This is a genomic window from Rhizobium beringeri (genome assembly GCF_004306515.1).
Taxonomy (GTDB): domain Bacteria; phylum Pseudomonadota; class Alphaproteobacteria; order Rhizobiales; family Rhizobiaceae; genus Rhizobium; species Rhizobium beringeri.
In genome coordinates this window covers 3,978,600-4,001,947 of the sequence record NZ_SILG01000001.1, presented here as the reverse complement: position 1 = coordinate 4,001,947, position 23,348 = coordinate 3,978,600, and the positions used below count along the sequence as shown (strand labels likewise).

The 23,348-nt window shown below is 61.4% G+C and carries 23 protein-coding genes and 1 riboswitch; of the genes, 11 read left to right on the top strand and 12 right to left on the bottom strand.

All coding sequences use genetic code 11. The annotated features are described in order from the left end of the window. Positions 1-184 precede the first annotated feature (184 nt). The 7 genes from ELH03_RS19955 to ELH03_RS19925 all read right to left on the bottom strand — a co-directional run bounded on the left by ELH03_RS19955 (position 185) and on the right by ELH03_RS19925 (position 6,634). Positions 185-922, bottom strand: coding sequence for a sugar transferase (locus ELH03_RS19955; RefSeq protein WP_128412629.1), 738 nt, complete (start codon positions 920-922; stop codon positions 185-187). Positions 923-1,089: 167 nt separating this feature from the next. Beyond that, positions 1,090-2,310, bottom strand: a complete 1,221-nt coding sequence (locus ELH03_RS19950; protein ID WP_128412628.1) for an acyltransferase family protein — start codon at positions 2,308-2,310, stop codon at positions 1,090-1,092. A gap of 178 nt (positions 2,311-2,488) precedes the next feature. After that, entirely contained in the window at positions 2,489-3,499 is a 1,011-nt protein-coding gene (locus tag ELH03_RS19945) for an ABC transporter substrate-binding protein (RefSeq protein ID WP_128412627.1), read from the bottom strand. Between the two features lie 10 nt (positions 3,500-3,509). Next, on the bottom strand, positions 3,510-4,268 hold the full coding sequence (locus ELH03_RS19940) for an ABC transporter ATP-binding protein (protein ID WP_128400289.1): 759 nt from the start codon (positions 4,266-4,268) through the stop codon (positions 3,510-3,512). Then, complete coding sequence (locus ELH03_RS19935) at positions 4,265-5,071, bottom strand: ABC transporter permease (RefSeq protein ID WP_128400288.1); 807 nt, start codon at positions 5,069-5,071, stop codon at positions 4,265-4,267. Before ELH03_RS19935 ends, ELH03_RS19940 begins: the two co-directional genes overlap by 4 nt. 89 nt (positions 5,072-5,160) lie before the next feature. Continuing rightward, a complete protein-coding gene (locus ELH03_RS19930) occupies positions 5,161-5,793 on the bottom strand; it encodes a YkoF family thiamine/hydroxymethylpyrimidine-binding protein (RefSeq protein ID WP_128412626.1) in 633 nt (210 codons plus the stop codon). Further along, positions 5,784-5,897, bottom strand: a riboswitch (TPP riboswitch). It overlaps the preceding gene by 10 nt. Before the next feature lie 161 nt (positions 5,898-6,058). Beyond that, a complete protein-coding gene (locus ELH03_RS19925) occupies positions 6,059-6,634 on the bottom strand; it encodes an NADPH-dependent FMN reductase (RefSeq protein ID WP_128400286.1) in 576 nt (191 codons plus the stop codon). Positions 6,635-6,717: 83 nt separating this feature from the next. Between ELH03_RS19925 and soxR the strand changes: the two genes are divergently transcribed. The 10 genes from soxR to ELH03_RS19875 all read left to right on the top strand — a co-directional run bounded on the left by soxR (position 6,718) and on the right by ELH03_RS19875 (position 17,653). After that, entirely contained in the window at positions 6,718-7,182 is a 465-nt protein-coding gene (gene soxR / locus ELH03_RS19920) for a redox-sensitive transcriptional activator SoxR (protein ID WP_128400402.1), read from the top strand. A 213-nt stretch (positions 7,183-7,395) separates the two neighbouring features. Continuing rightward, entirely contained in the window at positions 7,396-8,166 is a 771-nt protein-coding gene (locus ELH03_RS19915) for an SDR family NAD(P)-dependent oxidoreductase (protein WP_128400401.1), read from the top strand. A 103-nt stretch (positions 8,167-8,269) separates the two neighbouring features. Continuing rightward, entirely contained in the window at positions 8,270-8,611 is a 342-nt protein-coding gene (locus ELH03_RS19910; protein WP_128400400.1) for an ArsR/SmtB family transcription factor, read from the top strand. Positions 8,612-8,689: 78 nt separating this feature from the next. Continuing rightward, the gene (locus ELH03_RS19905; RefSeq protein WP_003543441.1) at positions 8,690-9,583 is read left to right on the top strand and encodes a LysR family transcriptional regulator; all 894 of its coding nucleotides are present in this window, start codon (positions 8,690-8,692) and stop codon (positions 9,581-9,583) included. Between the two features lie 134 nt (positions 9,584-9,717). Then, positions 9,718-10,197: a formate dehydrogenase subunit gamma gene (locus tag ELH03_RS19900; protein WP_128400285.1), complete on the top strand. Its 480-nt coding sequence runs from the start codon at positions 9,718-9,720 to the stop codon at positions 10,195-10,197. Beyond that, positions 10,194-11,750 carry a formate dehydrogenase beta subunit gene (locus ELH03_RS19895; protein ID WP_128400284.1) on the top strand — a complete coding sequence of 519 codons (1,557 nt, stop codon included), beginning with the start codon at positions 10,194-10,196 and terminating at the stop codon, positions 11,748-11,750. The genes ELH03_RS19900 and ELH03_RS19895 overlap by 4 nt, the downstream gene beginning before the upstream one ends. Positions 11,751-11,807: 57 nt before the next feature. Then, positions 11,808-14,687 (top strand): formate dehydrogenase subunit alpha, encoded by a 2,880-nt coding sequence (fdhF, locus tag ELH03_RS19890; RefSeq protein ID WP_128400283.1) that lies wholly within the window; start codon positions 11,808-11,810, stop codon positions 14,685-14,687. Positions 14,688-14,724: 37 nt separating this feature from the next. After that, positions 14,725-15,549, top strand: coding sequence for a formate dehydrogenase accessory sulfurtransferase FdhD (gene fdhD / locus ELH03_RS19885; RefSeq protein ID WP_128410443.1), 825 nt, complete (start codon positions 14,725-14,727; stop codon positions 15,547-15,549). After that, the gene (locus tag ELH03_RS19880; RefSeq protein ID WP_018243839.1) at positions 15,539-15,775 is read left to right on the top strand and encodes a formate dehydrogenase subunit delta; all 237 of its coding nucleotides are present in this window, start codon (positions 15,539-15,541) and stop codon (positions 15,773-15,775) included. The genes fdhD and ELH03_RS19880 overlap by 11 nt, the downstream gene beginning before the upstream one ends. Before the next feature lie 219 nt (positions 15,776-15,994). Next, on the top strand, positions 15,995-17,653 hold the full coding sequence (locus ELH03_RS19875; protein WP_128410442.1) for an OFA family MFS transporter: 1,659 nt from the start codon (positions 15,995-15,997) through the stop codon (positions 17,651-17,653). Positions 17,654-17,772: 119 nt separating this feature from the next. Here the strand turns inward: ELH03_RS19875 and ELH03_RS19870 are convergent, their stop codons facing one another. From ELH03_RS19870 to rocF, 5 genes are all read right to left on the bottom strand, one after another. Further along, positions 17,773-19,533, bottom strand: coding sequence for a methyl-accepting chemotaxis protein (locus ELH03_RS19870; RefSeq protein WP_128410441.1), 1,761 nt, complete (start codon positions 19,531-19,533; stop codon positions 17,773-17,775). A gap of 293 nt (positions 19,534-19,826) precedes the next feature. Next, positions 19,827-20,303, bottom strand: coding sequence for a chemotaxis protein CheW (locus ELH03_RS19865; RefSeq protein ID WP_003543427.1), 477 nt, complete (start codon positions 20,301-20,303; stop codon positions 19,827-19,829). Further along, positions 20,303-20,575, bottom strand: a complete 273-nt coding sequence (locus ELH03_RS19860; RefSeq protein WP_197727768.1) for a hypothetical protein — start codon at positions 20,573-20,575, stop codon at positions 20,303-20,305. Before ELH03_RS19860 ends, ELH03_RS19865 begins: the two co-directional genes overlap by 1 nt. 39 nt (positions 20,576-20,614) lie before the next feature. Continuing rightward, positions 20,615-21,814 carry an ornithine--oxo-acid transaminase gene (rocD, locus tag ELH03_RS19855; RefSeq protein ID WP_128400279.1) on the bottom strand — a complete coding sequence of 400 codons (1,200 nt, stop codon included), beginning with the start codon at positions 21,812-21,814 and terminating at the stop codon, positions 20,615-20,617. 25 nt (positions 21,815-21,839) lie between these two features. Further along, positions 21,840-22,775 carry an arginase gene (gene rocF / locus ELH03_RS19850; protein WP_128410440.1) on the bottom strand — a complete coding sequence of 312 codons (936 nt, stop codon included), beginning with the start codon at positions 22,773-22,775 and terminating at the stop codon, positions 21,840-21,842. Between the two features lie 122 nt (positions 22,776-22,897). Here rocF and ELH03_RS19845 point away from each other — a divergent pair, with 122 nt between their 5' ends. Next, the gene (locus tag ELH03_RS19845) at positions 22,898-23,335 is read left to right on the top strand and encodes an Lrp/AsnC family transcriptional regulator (RefSeq protein WP_027682612.1); all 438 of its coding nucleotides are present in this window, start codon (positions 22,898-22,900) and stop codon (positions 23,333-23,335) included. The last annotated feature ends 13 nt before the right edge of the window (positions 23,336-23,348 follow it).

Below are 23,348 nucleotides of genomic sequence, written 5' to 3'. Positions count from 1 at the left end.
CGATGGCCGCTTTTTTGTTTCTGCCTTCATCAATCGGTGTGCGGAAAAACCGCGCGCTCGGCCGAATTGAAATGAAGACGCGCGGGTTATGCAGCAATTCAAAGTGCTAGTGCGACCTTTGCGCGTTTAAAAAGACGCGTGACGCTGCAGGACCGCCTACCTCCGGCAGTGATGCCGGATCATCTCAGAAGCCCGTGCCGCCGCGCAGCTCCATGACGACCGTCCTGAGCAGTATCTTCAGGTCGAGCAGCAGGCTGAAATTCCTGACATAATAGATATCGCAGGCGATGCGGGCGCGGGCTTCCAGCGATCGCGCCGTCGGGCCCCGCCAACCGCGTGTCTGCGCAAGACCGGTAATGCCAGGGCGCATGATGTGGCGTTGATGGTAGTCCGGCACCAGTTCTTCGTAGAGCTTGCCGGCTGCCCGCATGTTGATGGCGTGGCAGCGCGGGCCGACCAGCGACATCTCGCCCCTGAGGACGTTGAAAAGCTGCGGCAGCTCGTCGATATTGGTCTTGCGGAGCACCGCGCCGATGCGGGTCACCCGACTGTCGCCCTTGACGGTCTGTTGAACGCCGCTCGGATCACAAGCTTCGGCGCGCATCGACCGGAACTTGAAGACCATGATCTTCCGGCCGTTCAGCCCCCAGCGGATCTGGCGGAAAAACACCGGACCGCCATCGTCGAGTTTGATGAAAAGAGCGATTGCCAGAAAAAGCGGCGCCAGCACGAGGAGGGCGCTGACTGAGGCGACGATGTCGATCAACCGCTTCATGGTCAGCCGCAACGCCATTCTTCCTTCGGCAGGGGAAAAGCTATCTGGCTGGCGAATGTTGGAGTTCGCTATAACCAGGGTCTTGGTTTTGTCCTGACGCTGAGACGGATCGAAGCGTGAATTCGTCTTCGAAGTAAAAGCATTCATTACGCAAGGTCCACAAGTTTAGATGCGGTACTGAACAACAGTGAGACAGATACAGGGTCACGTATCGTTTGTCATCGGCATAAATAGGAATTTGATAACCCTAAAGACGCCAAAAATGGGAGTATTTCGCGTTAACCTTAATGCCTGTAGTTGCACTTATGGGGAATTTATACTTTGAAAGGAGTAGCCCGATTGGGTTGGCGAGATGTCAGCCGGTTGCCGAAATCGATCGCCGGTTTTTCCAGCAGGAAGTAGCTGAGGCTCGCGACCAGAAGGATGAGCGCCGCCGCCAGCCCGCAAGATTGCAGCCAGCCGGTGACGACATTTTCCGAGGAAAAGCCAAACGAGCCTGGGTCGAGCCTCTGGATCAATATCAGGATGATCTCCTGCCAGATATAGATGCCGAAGGAGATCTTTGCGATGTAGCGGACAGGAGCGTTGTCGAGCAGCCTGCCCAGGCGTTGCGAATGGCTGAGCGAAACGAGCGCCGTTGCGACCGCCAGCGGAAAGACCGGAAAACCATAGGGGATTTCGAGCCAGCCGTAACCCGCGTCGGAGCCGCCGGGCGATATGACGAGGCGGTAGCCGGCAACGGCGATGGCCAGGGCTGCTGCGGCATCGAACCAGGAGGAACGCTTTGCGGGGAGCATGACCTCGACGCCGGCGGCGAGTGCGCCGAGCGCGAAGACGGCGAAGAAGCCGATCGGATTATATCTCGGCATCCACTCCTTAGCCCCGCCCTGCAGGCCGTATTGCCAGCCGCGTCCGATGTCGTCGAGCGGAAAGAAGGTCAGGATCAGCACATGGGCGAGAAGTACGGCTCCGATGACGCAAAGCCAGGCGAAGCGGGCAAGCAACGGGCGCCGCCTCAAGAGGGACAAACGAAACAGCAGGAAAAAGCAGATCGGCAGGAGCACATAGCTGGTGACCTCGAAGGCAATGGACCAGAGCGGCCCGTCGGCTTCGACAGGAAACAAGGTGCGCCAATGCCACTGGCTCATGAACAGCAGTCCCGAGACGTAGCGAAGCGTAAGCTCCGGCGTCAGCGGCAGGGCAAGCAGCGTCAGGCTGAGGGCGAAGCCGATGGTGGCGGCGAACCAGAAGCCCGGAGCGATGCGGGCCGCCCTGCGGATCGTGTAATGCCGGAGGTTCGGCATGGCGCTGCCGGCGTCGAGCGCGCGCCAGAAGGGATGGGCAAGAAGAAAGCCGCTGAGCACGAAGAAGATGGCAACACCGAAATTACCGAAGCGGAGGATGTGTGCGGTCGGTCCGAGTTCATCGGGAATTCTGCGCATATCCAGCCGGAGCGTGAGGTGGTGGGCGAGCACCAGCAGACAGGCCGTCGCGCGCAGAAAGTCCGCTCCGGCCAGTCTCTCCTGTTGTCGCATCCTGCCTCCCCACCTTGCCCAGAGTATGATGCCGAAAAGTGTGAGCGGTTTTCGGCATCATGCTCCACTTCTTTGATTTAGATACGGATTCAGATCTCAGGCCGGATCGGCCCAAGATCTGAATCCGTATCTGGGATTTTGCAGCGGAAAGCCGCGACGGGCAAGGCGGGGGGTGGGCTCAGTCGAGGAGTTCGTTGGTATAATAGGTGGAAAAGTCCGGCTTCTCCTTGAGTGCGGCGCCATTCGCATCGACCAGAATGCCATTCTCCATCAGGAAGCCGCCGAGAGCCTCGGCCTTTGCCGGGTCGAGCGTACCGATCACACCGGCCTCGGATTTCAGAAAGTGCCCCTCGATCAATGCCTTCTGAGAAGCCTTTACCAGTTCCGTATTCATCAGTGCGCCGTTGCTTCCAGAGATCAGCAGCTCGCAGGCTTCGTCGGGATGGTCGACGGAGTAGGCATAACCCTTTCGTGTCGCCTGGATGAAGGCGCGGGCGTGTTCCCGACTTGCGGAGAGATAGGCGTCGCTGGAGACGATGACCGTCGTCTGCTCGTCGGGAATGCCGTAATCGGAATAGTGGAAGCGGCTGATCTTCCGGTTTTCCAGTTCGGCGGCGATGCCTTCCCAGGTGTAGATCTCCAGCGTGAAATCGATCGAGCCATTGTCGAGCGCCTCGTAAGCGGAGGTTCCGAGGGTGACGGTCTTGACGTCGCCTTTGCCGCCGTCGTTGCGGATTATCGCGGAGATCAGCGCGCTCTCCCAGGTGCCGCCAAAGCCGCCATAGGTCTTGCCGTCGAGGTCTTTCGGGCTCTTGATGTCGTCGCGTCCACCCTTGAAGATCAGGCGTGCGGTTTCCGTCTGGACGACGCCGTAGACCATCTTCACGTCGCCGCCGCCAGCGCGCTGCGTCAGGGTCTCGATCTCGCTGCTGATGCCGAAATCGGCAACGCCGTTGGACACCAGCGTTCCGGCGCTGGTGTCGGTGAAGGGAAGAATTTCGACATCGAGCCCGGCATCGGCATAGAAGCCCTTCGCCTTGGCGACATAGATGCCGATATGGTTGGTGTTGGGCGTCCAGTCGAGCGCGATGCGAACCTTTGCGGGCGCCGATTGGGCGAAGGCGGTGCGGCCGGCGAGGCTTGCCGCGATGGCGGCGAAGATCGTCTGGCGACGGGTGAGAAGCAGCATGGTGACCTCCTCAGGTCTCTTGCGGATGAAGAAGGGTTTGCAGGATTTCGGTTTCGATCGCCTGGGCCGCCGGCGAGCCGAGATCGGCAATGCTTCTCGGACGGGGCAGCGGAACGCGGAATTCGCGGATGATACGCGCCGGACGGGCCGAAAGCACGTAGATCCGGTCGGAGAGGAACACAGCCTCGCGAACATCATGGGTGATCAGCAGCGCCGTCCAGCGGTGCTCGGTCCACATGCCCTGCAGCCATTCCTGGATCTGCGTACGCGTCAGCGCGTCGAGCGCGCCGAAAGGCTCGTCGAGCAGCAGCATGTCCTGGGTCTGGACGACGGTGCGCAGCAGCGCGGCGCGCTGGCGCATGCCGCCTGACAGTTCGGAGGGATAGTGGTGTTCGAAGCCGGCGAGGCCGAAGCTCTCGAACAGCGGCGCAACGGCGGCGCGGGCCGCGCGGCGGCTCATGCCTTTCACCTCGAGACCGAGTGCCGCATTGTCGATGATCCGGCGCCAGGGCATCAGCGCGTCGCGCTGCGGCATGAAGGCGAAGGAATGCGGCGCCTGTTCCAGCGGCGCGCCGTTAAAAAGCATGGTGCCGGAATCGGGTCGAAGCGCCTGGGTCAGCAGTCGCAGCACCGTCGATTTTCCGGAGCCGGAGGGGCCGACGATCGAAACGAACTCGCCGTCTGCGACGGTGAGCGAAATGTCGCCCAGCACCTTCATGCCGTCGAAGGACTTCGAGATGTTGCGCAGTTCAACCATTTCACCGCTCATCGGCGCTGCTCTCCGGATGGTTGCCAGGGCATGACGAGGCGCTGGATCATCTGTGTCGCTCCGAAGAGGCAGAGTGTCAGCACGGCGCTGACGACGACGGCGGCGAGCACGAGATCGGGACGGAAATTGTTCTTGGCGTTGAGGATATAGATGCCGAGGCCGCGGGCGGCGCCAGCATATTCGGCAAAGATCGCGCCGACGACGGCATAGGTGATCGAGATTCTGAGGCCGGCGAAGAAATAGGGCAGCGAGGAGGGAAGCCGTGCCAGGCGGAAAATGCGCCAGCGGCTCGCCTTCATTGAATTCAGCAATTCGGCGATGTCGCGGTCGGTCGATTCATAGCCCTGCAACAAGGCGACGAGCAGCGGGAAGAAGGTGACAAGCGCCACCAGCAGGACCTTCGGCAACAGGCCGAAGCCGAACCAGAGGACGACGAGGGGCGCGATCGCCACCAGCGGAAGGGTCTGGCTGGCGATGAAGATCGGCAGCAATGCCCGGCGCATGAAGGGCATGAAATCCATGAGGATCGAGGCGGCGAAGGCGAAGGCCAGCGACAGGGCGAAACCTCCGAGTGTCGCGCCGAGTGTCGGCCAGGTGTTTGATATCAGGGCTTCGCGGTTCAGCCAGCCCTGGATGACGATGCGGGAAGGCGCCGGCAGGATGGACGGTTTGATACCGGAAAGATCGACATAGAGTTCCCATGCCGCCAAAAAAACGCAGCCGGCCAGCAAGGCGGGCATCGCTCGGTACAGCGCAGCGCGGAGCGCGGCAAGGCGCGAATCCGATGGTTGTGGCAGTGTCATCAGCGTTCGTTTCAGGCTTTCGTCGGGCACTGCATAATTCCTTAAATCGGAATCGATTTAAGGATAAAATTATGCAGCAATTTAAAGTGTTACAGCGTCCTTTGCGCGTCTGAAAAGACACGCGGCGCTGTATTGGCGGACACCGTGATGTCGAGGGTCACATGTCCCTCGGGGTCGCCGAAGCGATAGAAGGCCTCACGAATGGTAGCAAAGACGGTACCGGCATCGCCAGAAAGCTTGGTGCAGAAATTCTTGGCGCGGTCGAAGGTGCCGGAGCGCTTCAGGAAGTCGATGCAGCCATAGATCTCGTCCATATGGGTATCGGTTCCCATGACGTAGAGCGAGAATTGCGCGGCGGTCGGCTGGCCGGTCTCGGCGGTGGTTTCAACGGCGGCAAGCGCGGCTGTTATACGCTCGGCAAGCGGCTCCGCCTGACCGAGGGAAAGGTTGACGCCGCAGATGGCGTCGTCCGGCTCGCCGGGGCAGCCGCGTGAAACGGCAGCGGACAGCACGCAATGCTCGCCGGTCTTGGCGGCGGCGACGAAAAGATCGTGCATGGCGGCGAAGAGAATTTCAGGCGGGCCGACCAGCAGCGTGGAGATGTCATCGGTCTCGATGCGCAGCCGGTCGCGATAGGGATAGAGCGCCTTGACGGCATCGAGAATGATGCCGACGAAATTGCCGGACATCGGATAAAGTGACACTTGTGCGCCTGAAAACATCTGAACCTCGCTCCGCTGGCATTACCCAGATCAGCTTTGAAGGGTCCAGAGGCTTGCACCTCACATCTCAGCCCCGGCGATACGGAGCTCCCCTGTTATTTGCGCGGAAACTATCACCGGGGTTTTCTCCCCGCAACAGCAAAATTGCGAACCCGTCCGCGCGGTCGGGATGGGCCTGATGTGACGGGGAACACCCGGACGGAGGTCCTGTCCGGGTGTTCCCAATGGTTCCGTACCTGCCGGGAACGGAACCGGAGCTTCTGCTTCAGGCGGCGATGTCGGCATAGGGACGATCGCTGCGGGCAGCGACGAGCGCCCGCGTCCACCATTCCAGCCTCGTCATCATCCGATCGAGCAAACGCATTGCGTCGGCGGGATTATCGAGCCGTCCCTCGGTGTCGAAGCGGTTCCAAGGTGCGGCAAAGCTGACCGAATCGCGGATCGTGACGGCGTGGAGTTCGGCAAAGACGAGCCGCAGCTGTTCGACGGCGCGCAGGCCGCCTGATATGCCGCCATAGGAAACGAAGGCGACCGGCTTGCCCTGCCAGGGCTCGAAGAAGAAATCGATGATCGACTTCAACGAGGCGGTGAAGCTGTGATTGTATTCCGGCGTGACGATGATGAAGGCGTCGGCCATGCCAAGCCGTCTGGCGAGCCTGTCGACTTCGGGGTGCGTCATGTCACGGTTGGCCGGCAGCGCGAAATCGAGCGGGTCGATGATGTCGATATCAAACTGCGGGAAGCGGACGAGCTCCTGCGTCAGCCATTTGACCACCCGGTCGCAGATGCGGCCCTCTCTCGTGCTTCCGTAGATGACAGCCAGCCTGGTGGGTGTTTTCATGCGTCGCTCCTTGTTGCGATTGGACTTTACGATTGCAGGAGCCAAGGTTATAAAACCTCAACTAATATTGAGGTCAAGAGGTGATGGATAGAATTCCCGCAGCGCCGCTCGGCAAGCTCCTGACGGTTGGTGAAGTGGCGGAGCGCAGCGGCCTGGCCGTCTCGGCGCTGCATTTTTACGAGACCAAGGGGCTGATCTCGAGCATCCGCTCCCGCGGTAATCAGCGGCGCTTTGGGCGCGATGTGCTTCGCCGGCTCGGCATCATCAAGGTGGCGCAGCGTGTCGGCATTCCGCTTTCGGAAATCCAGGCAGCGTTCGAGTCCCTGCCGCAGGGGCGCACGCCGACCGTCGCCGACTGGCAGACGCTGTCGGCGCGCTGGAAGGATGATCTCGACGCGCGAATCAGGCGGCTTAGCCTGCTGCGCAACCGTCTGACCGGCTGCATCGGCTGCGGCTGCCTGTCTATCGAAAGCTGTCCGCTGCGCAATCCCTGCGACCGGCTCGGCAAGGAGGGGCCAGGCGCGCGGCTTCTGGAGACCGAAAACTAAAAGGCTGGAACTTCTCGGGAAGAGCAGTTTCCAGGGCGAGACCTTAGTCCCCCCCGGAGAGACCAAGTCTCTCCGGGGCGAGGCCAAGTCTCTCCGGGGAGAGACCAAGTCTCTCCCGGAAAGATCGGTGCACGCCTTTCTTTCGGTCGGCGCACTCATATGTTAAGGGCGAATGACGCAACCGGCGGCATTGTCCGCGAGGAGGACGGCTTCGTGTTCCATCCCAGACTATTCGAAAATCGCAATGTGGTCGTTACCGGCGCCGGCCGCGGCATCGGCCTTGAAGTCGCCCGGCAGTTTCTGGACTGCGGCGCGAAGGTGATCGTCCATACCGGGCGCAAGCCGGGACGCGACCTGCCGGATTTCCTGCTGACGGCTGAATCCGAAAGACGGGCGCTGCTGCTGCATGCCGATTTCTCCGCAGTCGGTGGGGCAGCGCAATTTGCTGAAGATGCTCTTGCCTTCTTCGACAGGGTCCATGTACTCGTCAACAATGCCGGCACCATGCTTGGCCGTTTTCCCGCTGCCACGCTGACCGACGCAGAATATGAGGCGGTCGTGCGGCTCAACCAGACATCGGTGGTGGCACTAACACGTGCGCTGCTGCCGGCATTGAAGACGGCCGCGGGCGCTGCCATCGTCAACACGGTTTCGATTTCGGCGCTGACCGGCGGCAGCCCCGGTTCCTCGATCTATTCGGCTTCGAAAGCTTTCGTTGCGACCTATTCCAAGGCGCTTGCCCGTGAGCTTGCACCGGACGGAATCCGCGTCAATTGCGTGTCGCCGGGAACGATCGAGACGGAATTCCATGAGCGCTATTCCTCCCGCGAAAAGCTGGAGCAGACAAGAAAATCCATCCCCCTGCAGCGGCTCGGCACGGCGGAGGACTGCGCTCCCGCCTATCTGTTCCTGGCGGCTTCCTCGCTCTCGGGCTACATCACCGGACAGGTGATCGAGATCAACGGCGGTCAGCTTATCTGCTGATTTGTTTGGACCTTTTTTGGCATTTCATCACTTTTGACCAATTCGCTTGTGCGAATATGCTATTGTGCTGATCTACCTCATCGCCTCCCTTCCGAGATACCGAATGCCGTTGCCCAAACCCGAGCCGGGGATGACCGGCCAGGAATTGCACAAACTCGCTGGAAAAGCCCACGAAGCGAGCGATCTGCTGAAAGCGCTAGCGCACCAGACCCGACTTCTGATCCTTTGCATATTGGCGAACGAGGAGCGGACGGTGGGTGAAATCGAAAACATCCTCGGCATCCAGCAGGCAATGGTCTCGCAGCAGCTGGCGCGGTTAAGGCTCGAAGGCCTGGTCCATACGCGCCGTCAGGGCAGGCTGGTCTATTACAGCATCGGTAATGTCAGCGTGCTTGCCTTCCTCGAATCGCTGTTCGATCTTTTTCCGGCTGCAGAAAACAGTTAGCGATCGCCCTTGCGGAGCACGGCTGCTGCGTCAAAGATGAACTGACCCGGATGATGTCATGCCGGATCGGGAGACCGGATGATCGACAAGCTGGAATTCTTCATCGCCCTTGCCAATGAAAAGCATTTTGGCCGCGCTGCGGAGGAGTGCGGGATCTCGCAACCGACGCTTTCGGCTGCCATCCGGCAGCTCGAGGATCAGCTCGGCGTCATGCTGGTGCAGCGCGGTTCGCGGTTCCAGGGGCTGACGCCTGAGGGGCAGCGCGTGCTCGAATGGGCCCGGCGCATCGTCGGCGATGCCCGCACCATGCGCGAGGAGATGCGCGCCGCGCGTCGCGGCCTTTCCGGCCACATCCGCCTCGCCGCCATTCCGACCGCGCTCGCCATGCTTTCGCGCATCACCACGCCTTTTCAGGAGCGGCATCCCGGCGTGACCTTTTCGATCGTCTCGCGGAATTCGCTGCAGGTGCTGAGCATGCTCGAAAACCTCGAAATCGATGCCGGCATCACCTATCTCGAAAACGAGCCGCTCGGCCGCGTCACGACCGTTCCCCTCTATGCCGAGCGCTATAATCTGATCACGGCTGCAGGCAGCCCGCTATCCGATCGCGACAACGTGACCTGGCGGGAGATCGGCGATCTTCGGCTTTGCCTATTGACTGCCGACATGCAGAACCGTCGGATCATCAACCGTCACTTGACGGAAGCGGGCGCCACAGCGCATCCGACGCTCGAATCCAACTCGATGATCGTGCTGTTCTCGCATGTCAGGACTGGACGCTGGGCGAGCATCATGCCGCGGAACGTGGCCAAATCCTTTGGATTTCCAGTGGAAATCCGCATGATCCCGATCGTCGAGCCGGAGGCGCATCATCTGGTCGGCCTTGTCGCGCCTTATCGCGAGCCCTTCACGCCGCTTGTATCGGCCTTGCTGCACGAGGCGAGGGTGCTCGTGCAAGATGAAGAACTTTGATAGAAAAAACCTATCATGCAACGAGATAGCTTTATTGATCGCCGGCTGCTTCCCTGAAATGGTGGCTGCGGAATAGCACTCGGCCGGGGGAGGCCCGCTGTTCCGCAACGAGCAAGCCGCGGGAGGGCTGCCTTATGACCATTCATATCGCCGAAGGCGATATTGCAGCGCGCACCCGAGCCATCGTCGCCGATCTTCGCTTTCTCGAAGGGCCGCTGCTTCCCATTCTGCACGAAGTTCAGCAGGAATTCGGCTATGTGCCGCAGGAAGCAATGCCCGTCATCGCGGAGGAATTGAACCTCTCCCGTGCCGAGGTGCATGGCGTGGTGACCTTCTATCACGATTATCGCGATCATCCCGCCGGCCGGCACGTGCTGAAGCTCTGTCGCGCCGAAGCCTGTCAGTCGATGGGCGGCGATGCGCTGGCCGAACGCGTCAAGACGCTGCTCGGCATCGATTTTCATCAGACGACGCTCGATGGCGGCGTGACGCTGGAGCCGGTCTACTGTCTTGGGCTCTGCGCCTGCGCGCCGGCGGTGATGCTCGACGGCGAGGTGTATGGCCGGGTCGACGATCAGACGGCGGCGGAACTCGTCGCGGAGGCGCGCCGATGACGGTCAGGATATATGTTCCGCGCGACGCCGCAGCGCTGGCGCTCGGGGCCGAAAAGGTGGCAAAGGCGATTGCCCAGGAGATCGCCGCCCGCGGCTTCGATGCCGAGATCGTGCGCAACGGCTCGCGCGGAATGTTCTGGCTGGAGCCGCTGGTCGAGGTCGAGGTTGCCGGCAAGCGCATCGGCTATGGACCGGTGAAGTCCAAGGATGTGGCTGATCTGTTCGATGCCGGGATGATTGATGGAGGCGAGCATCGGCTCTGTCTCGGGGAGGTTGAAGACCTCCCGTTCCTCAAGGAACAAACTCGCCTGACCTTCGCCCGCTGCGGCGTCACCGATCCGCTTTCGCTTGCGGATTACGAGGCGCATGGCGGCCTTGCCGGCCTTCGCCGCGCCATTTCGATGACATCAGCCGAAGTCGTCAAGGAAGTCACCGATTCCGGCCTGCGCGGACGCGGCGGCGCCGGCTTTCCCACAGGCATCAAGTGGAAGACCGTTCTCGATGCCGCCGGCGAACGTAAATATATCGTCTGCAATGCCGATGAGGGCGACAGCGGCACTTTTGCCGACCGGATGATCATGGAGGGCGATCCCTTCGTGTTGATCGAGGGCATGGCGATATCAGGGCTCGCGACCGGGGCGACCAAGGGTTTCGTCTATACGCGTTCGGAATATCCGCATGCGATCGCGACGATGACCGAGGCCGTCGGTATCGCGCGCCAGGCCGGCATTCTCGGACCATCGGTGCTCGGATCCGGCCGCGCCTTCGATATCGAGGTGCGCACCGGCGCCGGCGCCTATGTCTGCGGTGAGGAGACGGCGCTGCTCAACAGTCTCGAGGGCAAGCGCGGCATCGTGCGTGCCAAGCCGCCGCTGCCTGCGCATAAGGGGCTGTTTAACTGTCCGACCGTCATCAACAACGTGATCTCGCTGGCTTCGGTGCCCGTCATCATGGACAAGGGTGCGGCCTTCTACCGCGATTTCGGCATGGGCCGCTCACGCGGCACCATCCCGCTGCAGATTGCCGGCAATGTCAGATACGGCGGCCTCTTTGAGACGGCCTTCGGTCTTTCGCTCGGAGATATCGTCGACAGGATCGGTGGCGGTACAGTGACGGGACGGCCGGTCAAAGCCGTGCAGGTCGGCGGACCGCTCGGCGCCTATTTCCCGCGGGCGCTGTTCGACACACCGTTCGATTACGAATCCTTCGCCGCCAAGGACGGGCTTATCGGCCATGCCGGCATCGTCGTCTTCGACGACACGGCCGATATGCTGAAGCAGGCGCGTTTCGCGATGGAATTCTGCGCCGTCGAAAGCTGCGGCAAGTGCACGCCCTGCCGCATCGGCTCGACGCGCGGCGTGGAGACGGCCGACAAGATCGCTCACGGCATCGAACCGGCGAAGAACCGGGTGCTGCTTGCCGATCTCTGCAACACGATGAAGTTCGGCTCGCTCTGTGCGCTGGGTGGTTTCACGCCCTATCCTGTTATGAGCGCCATGACGCATTTCCCGGAGGATTTTTCGCCGGCACCTCTGGTGGAGGCGGCGGAATGACGAGTTTTTCATGGAACGCCTGCGCTGACCTCACCATCTCAAGCAAGGAGACCCATCATGTCTCTCATCCATGAAATCGACTACGGGACTCCGGCTTCGAAATCCGAGGCCATGGTGACCCTCACCATCGACGGACAGCAGATCAGCGTGCCGGAGGGCACCTCCATCATGCGCGCCTCGATGGAGGCCGGCATCAAGGTGCCGAAGCTCTGTGCCACCGACATGGTCGACGCTTTCGGCTCCTGCCGGCTCTGCCTAGTTGAGATCGAGGGCCGCAACGGCACGCCCTCCTCCTGCACGACGCCGGTGGCGGCAAACATGGTGGTGCACACGCAGACGGGGCGCCTGAAGGATATCCGCCGCGGCGTGATGGAACTCTATATTTCCGACCATCCGCTCGACTGTCTCACCTGCGCGGCCAACGGCGATTGCGAATTGCAGGACATGGCGGGCGCCGTCGGCCTGCGCGATGTGCGCTACGGCTATGAGGGCGACAACCACGTCAAGGCGCGCAGCAATGGCGACATCAATCTGAAATGGATGCCGAAGGACGAATCCAATCCCTATTTCACCTATGATCCCTCCAAGTGCATCGTCTGTTCGCGCTGCGTGCGCGCCTGCGAGGAAGTGCAGGGCACCTTCGCGCTGACGATCGAAGGCCGCGGCTTCGGCTCGCGCGTTTCGCCCGGCATGCACGAACATTTCATCGATTCCGAATGCGTTTCCTGCGGCGCCTGCGTCCAGGCCTGCCCGACGGCGACGCTGACGGAGAAATCCGTGATCCAGATCGGCCAGCCGGAGCATTCGGCCGTGACCACCTGCGCCTATTGCGGCGTCGGCTGTTCTTTCAAGGCGGAGATGCGCGGCGAGGAACTGGTGCGCATGGTGCCGTGGAAGGACGGTCAGGCCAATCGCGGCCATTCCTGCGTCAAGGGCCGCTTCGCCTATGGCTATTCCACCCACAAGGACCGCATCCTCAATCCGATGATCCGCGAAAAGGTCAGCGATCCCTGGCGGGAAGTGAGCTGGGACGAAGCCTTCGCGCATGTGGCGCTGGAGTTCCGCCGCATCCAGTATCAATATGGCCGCGAGGCGATTGGCGGCATCACCTCGTCGCGCTGCACCAATGAGGAAACTTATCTGGTGCAGAAGCTGATCCGCGCCGGCTTCGGCAACAACAATGTCGATACCTGCGCCCGCGTCTGCCATTCGCCGACCGGCTACGGCCTCGGCCAGACGTTCGGCACGTCGGCGGGTACGCAGGATTTCGACAGCGTCGAGCATTCGGATGTCGTCGTCGTCATCGGCGCCAATCCGACCGACGGGCATCCGGTGTTCGGCTCGCGGCTGAAGAAGCGGCTGCGCCAGGGCGCCAAGCTCATCGTCATCGATCCGCGCCGCACCGATATCGTCCGCTCGCCGCATATCGAGGCCTCGTATCACCTGCCGCTGAAGCCCGGCACCAATGTCGCGATCATGACGGCGCTGGCGCATGTGATCGTCATCGAAGGCCTGTTTGACGAGGCGTTCATCCGCGAGCGCTGCGACTGGTCGGAGTTCGAGGATTGGGCGGCCTTCGTCGCCGAACCGCAGCACAGTCCCGAGCAGACCGAGATCTTCACCGGCGTGCCGGCGGCGGATCTGCGCGGCGCGGCAAGGCTCTATGCCAAGGGTGGCAACGGTGCGATCTATTACGGCCTCGGCGTCACCGAACACAGCCAGGGCTCGACCACGGTCATCGCGATCGCCAACCTGGCGATGGCGACCGGCAATATCGGCCGTCCCGGCGTCGGCGTGAACCCGCTGCGCGGCCAGAACAATGTGCAGGGCTCCTGCGACATGGGTTCCTTCCCGCACGAACTGCCCGGCTACCGGCACATTTCCGACGATGCGACGCGTGACATCTTCGAAAAGCTCTGGGGCGTGAAGCTCAACAACGAGCCAGGCCTGCGTATTCCGAACATGCTGGATGCGGCAGTCGACGGCTCCTTCAAAGGCATCTACATCCAGGGCGAAGACATCCTCCAGTCCGATCCCGATACCAAACATGTCGCGGCCGGGCTTGCGGCGATGGAATGCGTCGTCGTGCAGGATCTGTTCCTCAACGAGACCGCCAATTACGCCCATGTCTTCCTGCCGGGCTCGACCTTCCTCGAGAAGGACGGCACCTTCACCAATGCGGAGCGCCGCATCAACCGCGTGCGCAAGGTGATGTCGCCGCGCAACGGCTATGGCGACTGGGAAGTGACGCAGAAGCTTGCCCAGGCGATGGGGCTCGACTGGAATTACACCCATCCGTCTGAGATCATGGACGAGATCGCCGCGACGACGCCGAGCTTCGCGATGGTCTCCTACGACTATCTCGATAAAATGGGCTCGGTGCAGTGGCCCTGCAACGAGAAGAATCCGCTCGGCTCGCCGATCATGCATGTCAATGGCTTTGTGCGCGGCAAGGGCAAATTCATCCGCACCGAATATGTGGCGACCGACGAGCGTACCGGTCCGCGCTTCCCGCTACTGCTGACAACCGGCCGCATCCTCAGCCAGTACAATGTCGGGGCGCAGACGCGGCGGACCGAGAATGTCGTCTGGCATGCGGAAGACCGGCTGGAAATCCATCCACACGATGCCGAGCAGCGCGGCGTTCGCGACGGCGACTGGGTGAAGCTCGGCAGCCGCTCCGGCGACACTACGCTGAGGGCGCTGATCACCGATCGCGTCGCGCCGGGTGTCGTCTATACGACCTTCCATCATCCCAATACGCAGGCGAACGTCATCACCACCGATTTCTCCGACTGGGCGACGAACTGCCCGGAATACAAGGTGACGGCGGTGCAGGTCTCGCCCTCCAACGGGCCGAGTGAATGGCAGCTGGAATATGACGAGCAGGCGCGGCAATCGCGCCGCATCGCCGGCAAGCTCGAGGCAGCGGAGTGACGATGCGGGGGCGGCTCTGTAAGCAGGAACGCGCATCATGACCTTCACCGTCACCGCCCGTGCTCTCGAAACCGCCCGCCGCAACGGCATTATGCACACCAGCTCTCGCATCGTGCCGGAAGAGGTGCCGATCGCCTTTTCCTATGGCGGCAGTTCGCATGCGGTGATGATGGCAACACCTGCGGATCTCGAGGATTTCGCCGTCGGATTCAGTCTGACCGAAGGAATCATTGCCGGGCCGGCGGAGATATCGGGCGTCGAGGTCATCGAGGGTGAGCAGGGGATCGATGTGCAGGTGAGCCTGGTCGACGACGTCGCCGATCGGCTGCGGGCGCGGCGCCGCAGCATGGCGGGGCCGGTCGGCTGCGGGCTCTGCGGCATCGAATCGATCGAACAGGCGGTACGGCCGGTGCCTGACGTTTCGACATCGCCGTTGGCGCTGTCGCATGCGGATATCGTCCGCGCCGTTTCGCTTCTGAACGAGGCACAGCCGCTGCATCGTGAGACACGGGCGGTGCATGGCGCCGGGTTCTATCTTCCCGGCAGGGGGCTGATTGCCGTGCGCGAAGATGTCGGCCGGCACAATGCGCTGGACAAGCTCTGCGGCGCCGTCATCCGCGCCAGTGAAAGAGGCGGGGACGGCGCCGTCGTCGTCACCAGCCGGCTTTCGGTTGAGATGGTGCAGAAGGCGGCGATCCTCGGCAGCCCAATGCTCATCGCCATTTCGGCGCCGACGGCTCTCGCCATCCGCACGGCCGAAGAGGCCGGCATGACGCTCGTCGCGCTGGTGCGCGGCGAGGATTTCGAGATCTTCACCCACCCGCACCGCATCTCGCCCGGAAGCATTGCCGATGTCGCATGATACCAAGACCAAACTCGTCTATATGGCAAACCAGATCGCCACCTTCTTCAAGAGCCAGCCGGAAAGCGAGGCCGCGCAGGGGGTCGCCACCCATATCAACAAATTCTGGGACCCGCGCATGCGGCGGCAGTTGTTCGAAATTCTGGAGAATGAGGAAAACGGCCTGGACGCGCTTGTGCTTCAGGCCGCTCCTCTGATCCGAAAGCCGGAGCCGGTGACACACTAAAGCGCGTCACAATCTTTCAGATTGGCTCCTCGCGCTTAGGTCTTCTATTTCCAGGCATGTCGTTATCGCAAAACCGCAGCACAGTTTTGCGCAACATGCTTTCGGTCCGGTAACCAGTATCGGCGCGTGCGGGAGGGGAGGCAGCAGCAAGCTGCCTGCGTATGCGCCGGTGACGATAAGTCTGAATCAAGCCAGGTCTGAATCAAGGAGGAGTTGTTCATGGCTGCAGCGGAAACACGTACAGATGGGGCGTTGGCGGGGGTAGGCCTGCTCGATCGCGAAAGGATCATCGCAAGGCCCGGGTTCAATCGGTGGCTGGTGCCGCCGGCAGCGCTCGCCATCCATCTCTGCATCGGCATGGCCTATGGTTTCAGCGTCTTCTGGTTGCCGCTTTCCAAGTCGCTCGGGATCACGGCCTCGACGGCCTGCCCCGATCTGACCCTCGCCTCGGCGCTGTTCACCACGGCTTGCGACTGGCGTGTTGCCGACCTCGGCTGGATTTATACGCTATTCTTCGTTCTGCTTGGTTCGTCCGCTGCCATCTGGGGCGGCTGGCTCGAGCGGGCCGGTCCGCGCAAGGCGGGCGTCGTTTCCGCTTGCTGCTGGTGCGGCGGCATCATTCTTGCCGCTATCGGCGTCATCACTCATCAGCTCTGGATGATGTGGCTCGGTGCCGGCGTTATCGGCGGCATCGGTCTCGGCCTCGGCTACATCTCGCCGGTCTCGACACTGATCAAGTGGTTTCCCGACCGGCGCGGCATGGCGACCGGCATGGCGATCATGGGCTTCGGCGGCGGTGCGATGATCGGCGCCCCGCTTGCCAACCTGCTGATGAATGCCTTCAAGACCGACAGTTCGGTCGGCGTCTGGCAGACCTTCATCGTCATGGCGGCGATCTATTTCGTCTTCATGATGGGCGGTGCCTTCGGCTACCGCATTCCGCCGGCTGGCTGGCGTCCTGAGGGTTGGACACCGCCTGTGGCCAAGAGCACGATGATCACCACCAAACATGTGCACCTGCGCGATGCCCACAAGACCAAACAGTTCTGGCTGATCTGGGCCGTGCTTTGCCTCAACGTTTCGGCCGGTATCGGCGTTCTCGGCATGGCCTCGCCGATGCTGCAGGAAATCTTCGCCGGCTCGCTGATCGGCCTGCCGGATGTCGGCTTCACCCAGCTCGACGCCGGCCAGAAGGCATCGATCGCCACGATCGCCGCCGGTTTTGCCGGTTTGCTGTCACTCTTCAACATCGGCGGACGGTTCTTCTGGGCGTCGCTGTCCGATAAGATCGGCCGCAAGAATACCTATTACTGCTTCTTCGTCCTCGGCATCGTGCTCTATGCGTTGGCGCCTACCTTCGCGGGCATGGGCAACAAGGCGCTGTTCGTTCTCTCCTTCGGCATCATCCTGTCGATGTATGGTGGCGGCTTCGCGACCATCCCGGCCTATCTTGCCGATATTTTCGGCACGCAGTTCGTCGGCGCCATCCACGGCCGGCTGCTGACCGCCTGGGCAACGGCCGGCATCGTCGGCCCCGTCGTCGTCAACTACATCCGCGAAGCGCAGATGGCCGCCGGCGTTGCGCCGGGTCCGACCCTCTATACCGGCACCATGTATATTCTCGCCGGCATGCTGGCGCTTGGGCTCATCGCCAATTCGCTGATCAGGCCGCTTTCGGACAAGTGGTTCATGTCCGATGGCGAGGTCGCTGCGCTGCAGGCGAAGTCGGCTGCCGTCAATGCCGGCCCGACGGGTTCCTTCGGCATCGGCACAGGTGGGCTGGACGCCAAGGCGATGCTTGCCTGGGCCGTCGTCGGCGTGCCGTTGCTCTGGGGTGTCTGGGTGACGCTGCGGGCGACTTTGGCGCTGTTCGGCTGAGCAATTAAAGCGCGTCGCATCGGCGTCATGCGATGCGCTTTATCTTCGTATACACCTCAAGCTGATCAAAGTGTCGCCTGGCGGCGGCACAGTAAGATGACGATGTGCGGAGACTGGGATCAGAACTCTTCCCAGCTCTGGGAGGTTGCCGCGGCGGCGCCCTGCGCCTTTGCAACACGTGAAACGAGATGCAGCGCCGGTGAGCCCGTCTGCCTTGCCTCGTGCCTGCCGGCGGTCTGGGTCTGGCCTGGCAGACGGAACCTCGTCAGCAGGACACGCAGCGTTTCGGCTTCCCTGGCAAGGCTATGGCTGGCGGCGGTGCTCTCCTCGACCATGGCGGCATTCTGCTGGGTTGCCTGATCCAGCGTATTGACCGCCTGGTTGATTTCCTTAAGGCCGGTTGCCTGCCCCCTGGAGGCTTCGACGATGGCGACGACGTTGCCGTCGATATCGCCGACCCGAGTGACGATTTCCTCGAGCGCCTTACCGGTTTGGCCGACGAGGCCGACGCCGTTCCTGACATGCTCGCCCGACGTGTTGATCAGCGCCTTGATCTCTTTGGCGGCGTTGGCGGAGCGCTGGGCGAGCTCCCGGACCTCCTGGGCCACCACGGCGAAGCCCTTGCCGGCTTCGCCGGCGCGGGCCGCCTCGACGCCGGCATTCAATGCCAGGAGGTTGGTCTGGAAGGCGATATCGTCGATGACGCCGATGATGTTGGTGATTTCGCGGGAGGACTGTTCGATCTGGCCCATGGCGGCGACGGCATTGCGGACCACGATACCGGACTGCTCGGCACCCTGCTTGGTCATGGCGACGAGGCGGTCGGCCTCATCGGCGCGACGGCTGGAATCGTTGACGGTGGTGGTGATCTCTTCCAACGCGGCTGCGGTTTCTTCGATGGATGCGGCTTGCTGTTCCGTCCGCTTGGAGAAGGAATCCGCCGATGCGCCAATCTCGCGTGAGCCGCTGGCGATCGCACTCGCATTCTCGCCGATCGTCTTCATCGTCTCGGCAAGACCTTTGATCGCGGTGTTGAAATCGTGACGCAATTGCTCCATCGACGGGACGAAGGGCGTGTCCACCGTCTTTGTCAGATCACCTTCGGAAAGCTGACGCAGCGCGCCGCCGAGCAGAGAAATCGCGCTCATACGCTGAGTGACGTCGGTGGCGAACTTCACGACCTTGTAGACCTTGCCGTCGGCATCGACGATCGGGTTATAGGCCGCCTGGATCCAGATTTCGCGGCCGTCTTTACCGAAGCGGACGAATTCGTTGGCAATGAACTCGCCACTGGCCAGACGCCGCCAGAAGTTGCCGTAATCCTCGGTGCTGACATAGGCCGGATCGCAGAACATGCTGTGATGCTTGCCGGTGATCTCGGCCAGGGAATATCCCATGGCTTTGCAGAAATTCTCATTCGCGGTCAGGATCTCGCCCTTCGGGGTGAATTCGATCGCCGCCTGCGAACGCGAGATCGCCTGCAGCTTGCCGGAATCCTCGACCGCCTGCTTCTTGGCGGCCGTGATGTCGGCGGCGAATTTGACCACCTTGAATGGCTTTCCGCTCTTGAGAACGGGATTGTAGAAAGCCTGGATCCATATTTCGCTGTTGCCCTTAGCAAGGCGCTTATAAGCCCCGGCGTCATATTCGCCGCGCCCGAGCCGCGCCCAGAAGGCGCGATATTCAGGGGTTGCCGTATAGGCCGGCTCGCAAAACATGCTGTGATGCTTGCCGACGATCTCGCTCAGGCGATAACCAAGTGCATTGCAGAAATTCTCGTTCGCCGTGAGGATATTTCCCTTGAGGTCGAATTCGATGATCGCCTGCGATTTGGAAATGGCATTGAGAATATATTTCGAATCGGAAGATAGACCAAACATTCCCGTCCCTCTGAAATGCACAGTTTTCTGCTGCTTCGTCTGGTAAAGCGAAGCCGATCGGACGAGGAATGCCGGTGATGAGAAGACAAACAGTACTGGCTGTCATTCCCAGATTGGCGGAAAACGTGTCATCCCTGAGTATCCCATGATGACGGAACGTGGTTAATTTCCGGAATAGAAGCTGTTTCTAATCAAGAAGCGCCAAGGCGGATACTGGTGGCCGAGGCCTGCTTGCGATGCGCAACAAAAAACCGCCCGGGTGGGCGGTTTTTATTGAGAATTATATTGGCCGATCAGGCCGCCAGTTCATCCGTCTCGTTTTCCTTGAACATCTTGGCGAGGTTCAGGAAGCAGATCATTCCGTTTTCCGAGGCAATGATGCCTTCGCAATAAGCGCGGTCGAAGGAGGCAGTCACCTCGGGCACCGGCTGGACCTGGCTGGAGGAGATGGTGAGGATATCCGAGACGCGGTCGACAAGCATGCCGATGACCATGCTGTGAACTTCGGCGACGACGATGGCGCTGCGCTCATTGGCGACCGTGCTCTTCATGCCGAGTTTGAAAGCAAGATCGATGATCGGGATCACCGAGCCGCGCAGATTCATGACACCGATGACATCGGCCGGCGCATGCGGGATCGGCGTCGACGGCGCCCAGCCGCGGATTTCGCGGATGGTCGTGGTCTTGACGCAGAATTCCTGGTCATGCAGGCGGAAGGCAATAATTTCGAGCGTATCGCCGCTGAAGTTAGTCGAATTGATCGTGGCCATTAGAATTCTTCCCAACTATCGTAAGCCAGGGCAGAAGCGGATGCGCCACCATTGGCGCGGCCAAGCTTTGCCTTCATACCACGCGATGGCTTTGCGCTCGGCGAAGCATCGTTACGGTTATCGACGACATTAGCGAAAGAGTGTTGCCCAAATCTAAATTGGGCGACGAGATTGCGAAGGTTTTTAATCTCGGATGAAAACCAGGCGGTTTTGCTGTCGATCTCTTCCAGCCGATCTCTTCCAGCCGATCTCTGGCATTCAGGATCTTCCATGCATGTTCGAGATCGTGAAGAAGAATTGCGCCGATTTACTCAGCCTATCGTCTTTTCAATCTGCGAGACTGCCCAATCCACCTGCTCTTTGGTGATGACCAGCGGCGGAGCGAGGCGAATTGTGTGGTCGTGGGTATCCTTGGCGAGAAGGCCGCGCTCTTTCAGCGCATGGCAATATTGCCGTGCGCCGCCGGCTTCGGGTTCCAGCTCGATCGCCATCATCAGGCCACGGCCGCGCACGTCCCTGACGATGTTCGAGCGGATCGACCTGAGGCCTTCGAGGAAATAGTCGCCCATGACAGCGGCGTTCTCGATCATGCCCTCTTCCGTCAGCACCTTGAGCGCGGCGCGCGCCACTGCGCAGGCGAGTGGATTGCCGCCGAAGGTCGAGCCGTGTTGGCCGGGCTGCAGCACGCCCAGAACTTCGGAATTCGAAAGCACGGCCGACACGGGATAAAAGCCGCCGGACAGCGCCTTGCCGATCAGCGTCACGTCGGCCTCGATTCCTTCGTGCTCCTCCGCCAGCAGCTTGCCGGTACGGCCGAGGCCGGTCTGGATCTCGTCGAGGATGAGGGTGACGTTGTTTGCCGTGCAGAGTTCCCGGATGCGGGTGAAATAACCTGCCGGTGGAATGATGACGCCGGCTTCGCCCTGAATCGGCTCGATCAGGGCAGCCACCGTATTGGCATTGATTGCGGCGGCGAAAGCCTCGGCATCGCCGAAGGGAACGATGCGGAAGCCTGGCGTATAGGGACCGAAGCCGGCGCGGGCGTCGGGATCTGTGGAGAAACTGATGATGCTCAGCGTCCGGCCATGGAAATTATCAGCGCAGACGATGATCTCCGCCTTGCCCTCCGGCACGCCCTTGACCTCGTATCCCCATTTGCGCACCGCCTTGATGGCGGTCTCCACCGCCTCGGCGCCGGAATTCATCGGCAGGATCTTGTGTGAGCCGGTCAGAGCCGCAAGCTCTTCGTAGAGATAGGCGAGCTGATCGTTACGGAAGGCGCGGGAGGTGAGCGTCAGCCTGCCCGCCTGCTCGACCATGGCGGCGAGGATCTTCGGATGGCAATGGCCCTGGTTGACGGCGGAATAGGCCGAGAGGCAATCGAGATAACGGTTGCCGTCGGTATCCCAGACATAAACACCTTCGCCACGCGTCAGCACCACGTCGAGCGGCTTGTAGTTATGGGCGCCGAGCCGTTGTTCCGTGGCAATCAGTTTTTCCGAAGTGTTCATGGCCGTTCTCCCTCCAGAGCATGTTTTACGCGGCGCGTGTCGGACGATCGAAGATGCGGCGGCCGAAGAGGCTTGCCGTCAGCTCCACCAGGATGCGGGCGCTCTTGCCGCGATCGTCGAGAAACGGATTGAGTTCGACGAGATCGAGCGACGAGACGAGGCCGCTGTCCGAAAGCATTTCCATCACCAGATGCGCCTCGCGAAAAGTCGCGCCGCCCGGGACCGTCGTGCCGACGCCGGGGGCAATCTCGGGATCGAGGAAATCGAGGTCGAGGCTGACATGCAGCAGGCCGTTCGCCTTGGTGACGACATCGAGGATCTCACGCATGATGGCGCCGATGCCCTGCTCGTCGATCGCGCGCATGTCGAAGACGTTGACGCCGTGTTCGTGAATTTCCTCGCGCTCGCGTGCATCGACCGAACGGATGCCGACTTGGAAGACATTCTTCGGATCGACGAACGGACGGCCCTTCGGCAGGATCTCGGCGAACTCCGCCTCGCCGCAGAAGAAGGAGACGGGCATGCCGTGAATATTGCCGGAGGGTGATGTCGCTGGAGAGTTGAAATCGGCATGGGCGTCGAGCCAGAGCACGAAGAGCGGGCGGCCTTTGCTGGCGGCGTAGCGCGCCATGCCGGAGACGGTGCCCATGGAAAGGCTGTGATCGCCGCCGAGAATGAGCGGGAAACGGCCGGAGGCGGCCACGTCATAGACGCTGCTTTCCAGCGCTCGTGTGAAGGCGCCAACGATCCTCAGATTGTGAGCTTTCGGGTGGTTCGGCAGGTCCATCGCCGGAACGATCCGGAGATCGCCGATATCGGCAACGTCATGACCAAGCTCGATCAGCGTCTGATCGACGCCGGCAATGCGCAGGGCCGCAGGGCCCATGGCGGCACCCCTTCGGCCGGAGCCTTCTTCGAGCGGCGCGCCGATGAGGGTGACAGATCGTGATTGGACATCCATTTCGAGGGCTCCGTGTTAGGCCTGTTTCGGCTGATAATGGGACAAAGGGCTGGTAGCAAAAAGATGGAAAAATGTCAGAAATGAACTATGATTGCGCAGATTGATAAACCAATTTTGACAAAGTGATCAGCGTGGATGATCTCGATACCGAACTTCTGAGTGCACTTCGCCATAACGCCCGGATTTCCGTCTCTTCGCTTGCGGCAATGACGGGTGCATCACGGGCAACGGTTGCCGCCCGGATCGAGCGGCTGGTCGCCAGCGGCACCATCGTCGGCTTCACCATCCGCACCGGCCATGAGACGCGCTCCGCCGGCGTGCGCGCCATCGTCATGATCGAGGTGCTTGGCAAGCTCGCCGACAGGGTGGCCGATCAGTTGCGGGGCCTGCCGCAGGTGCGCGCACTGCACAGCACCAATGGCAAATGGGATTTCGTCGCCGAGCTCGAGGATCGTGACCTCGCCTCCTTCGACGAGACGCTGCGTCGCATCCGGCTGGTCAACGGCATCAATTCGACCGAGACCAATATCCTTCTCAAGACGAGCAAGACTGGCTTCTAAGCCGGCTTAAAGC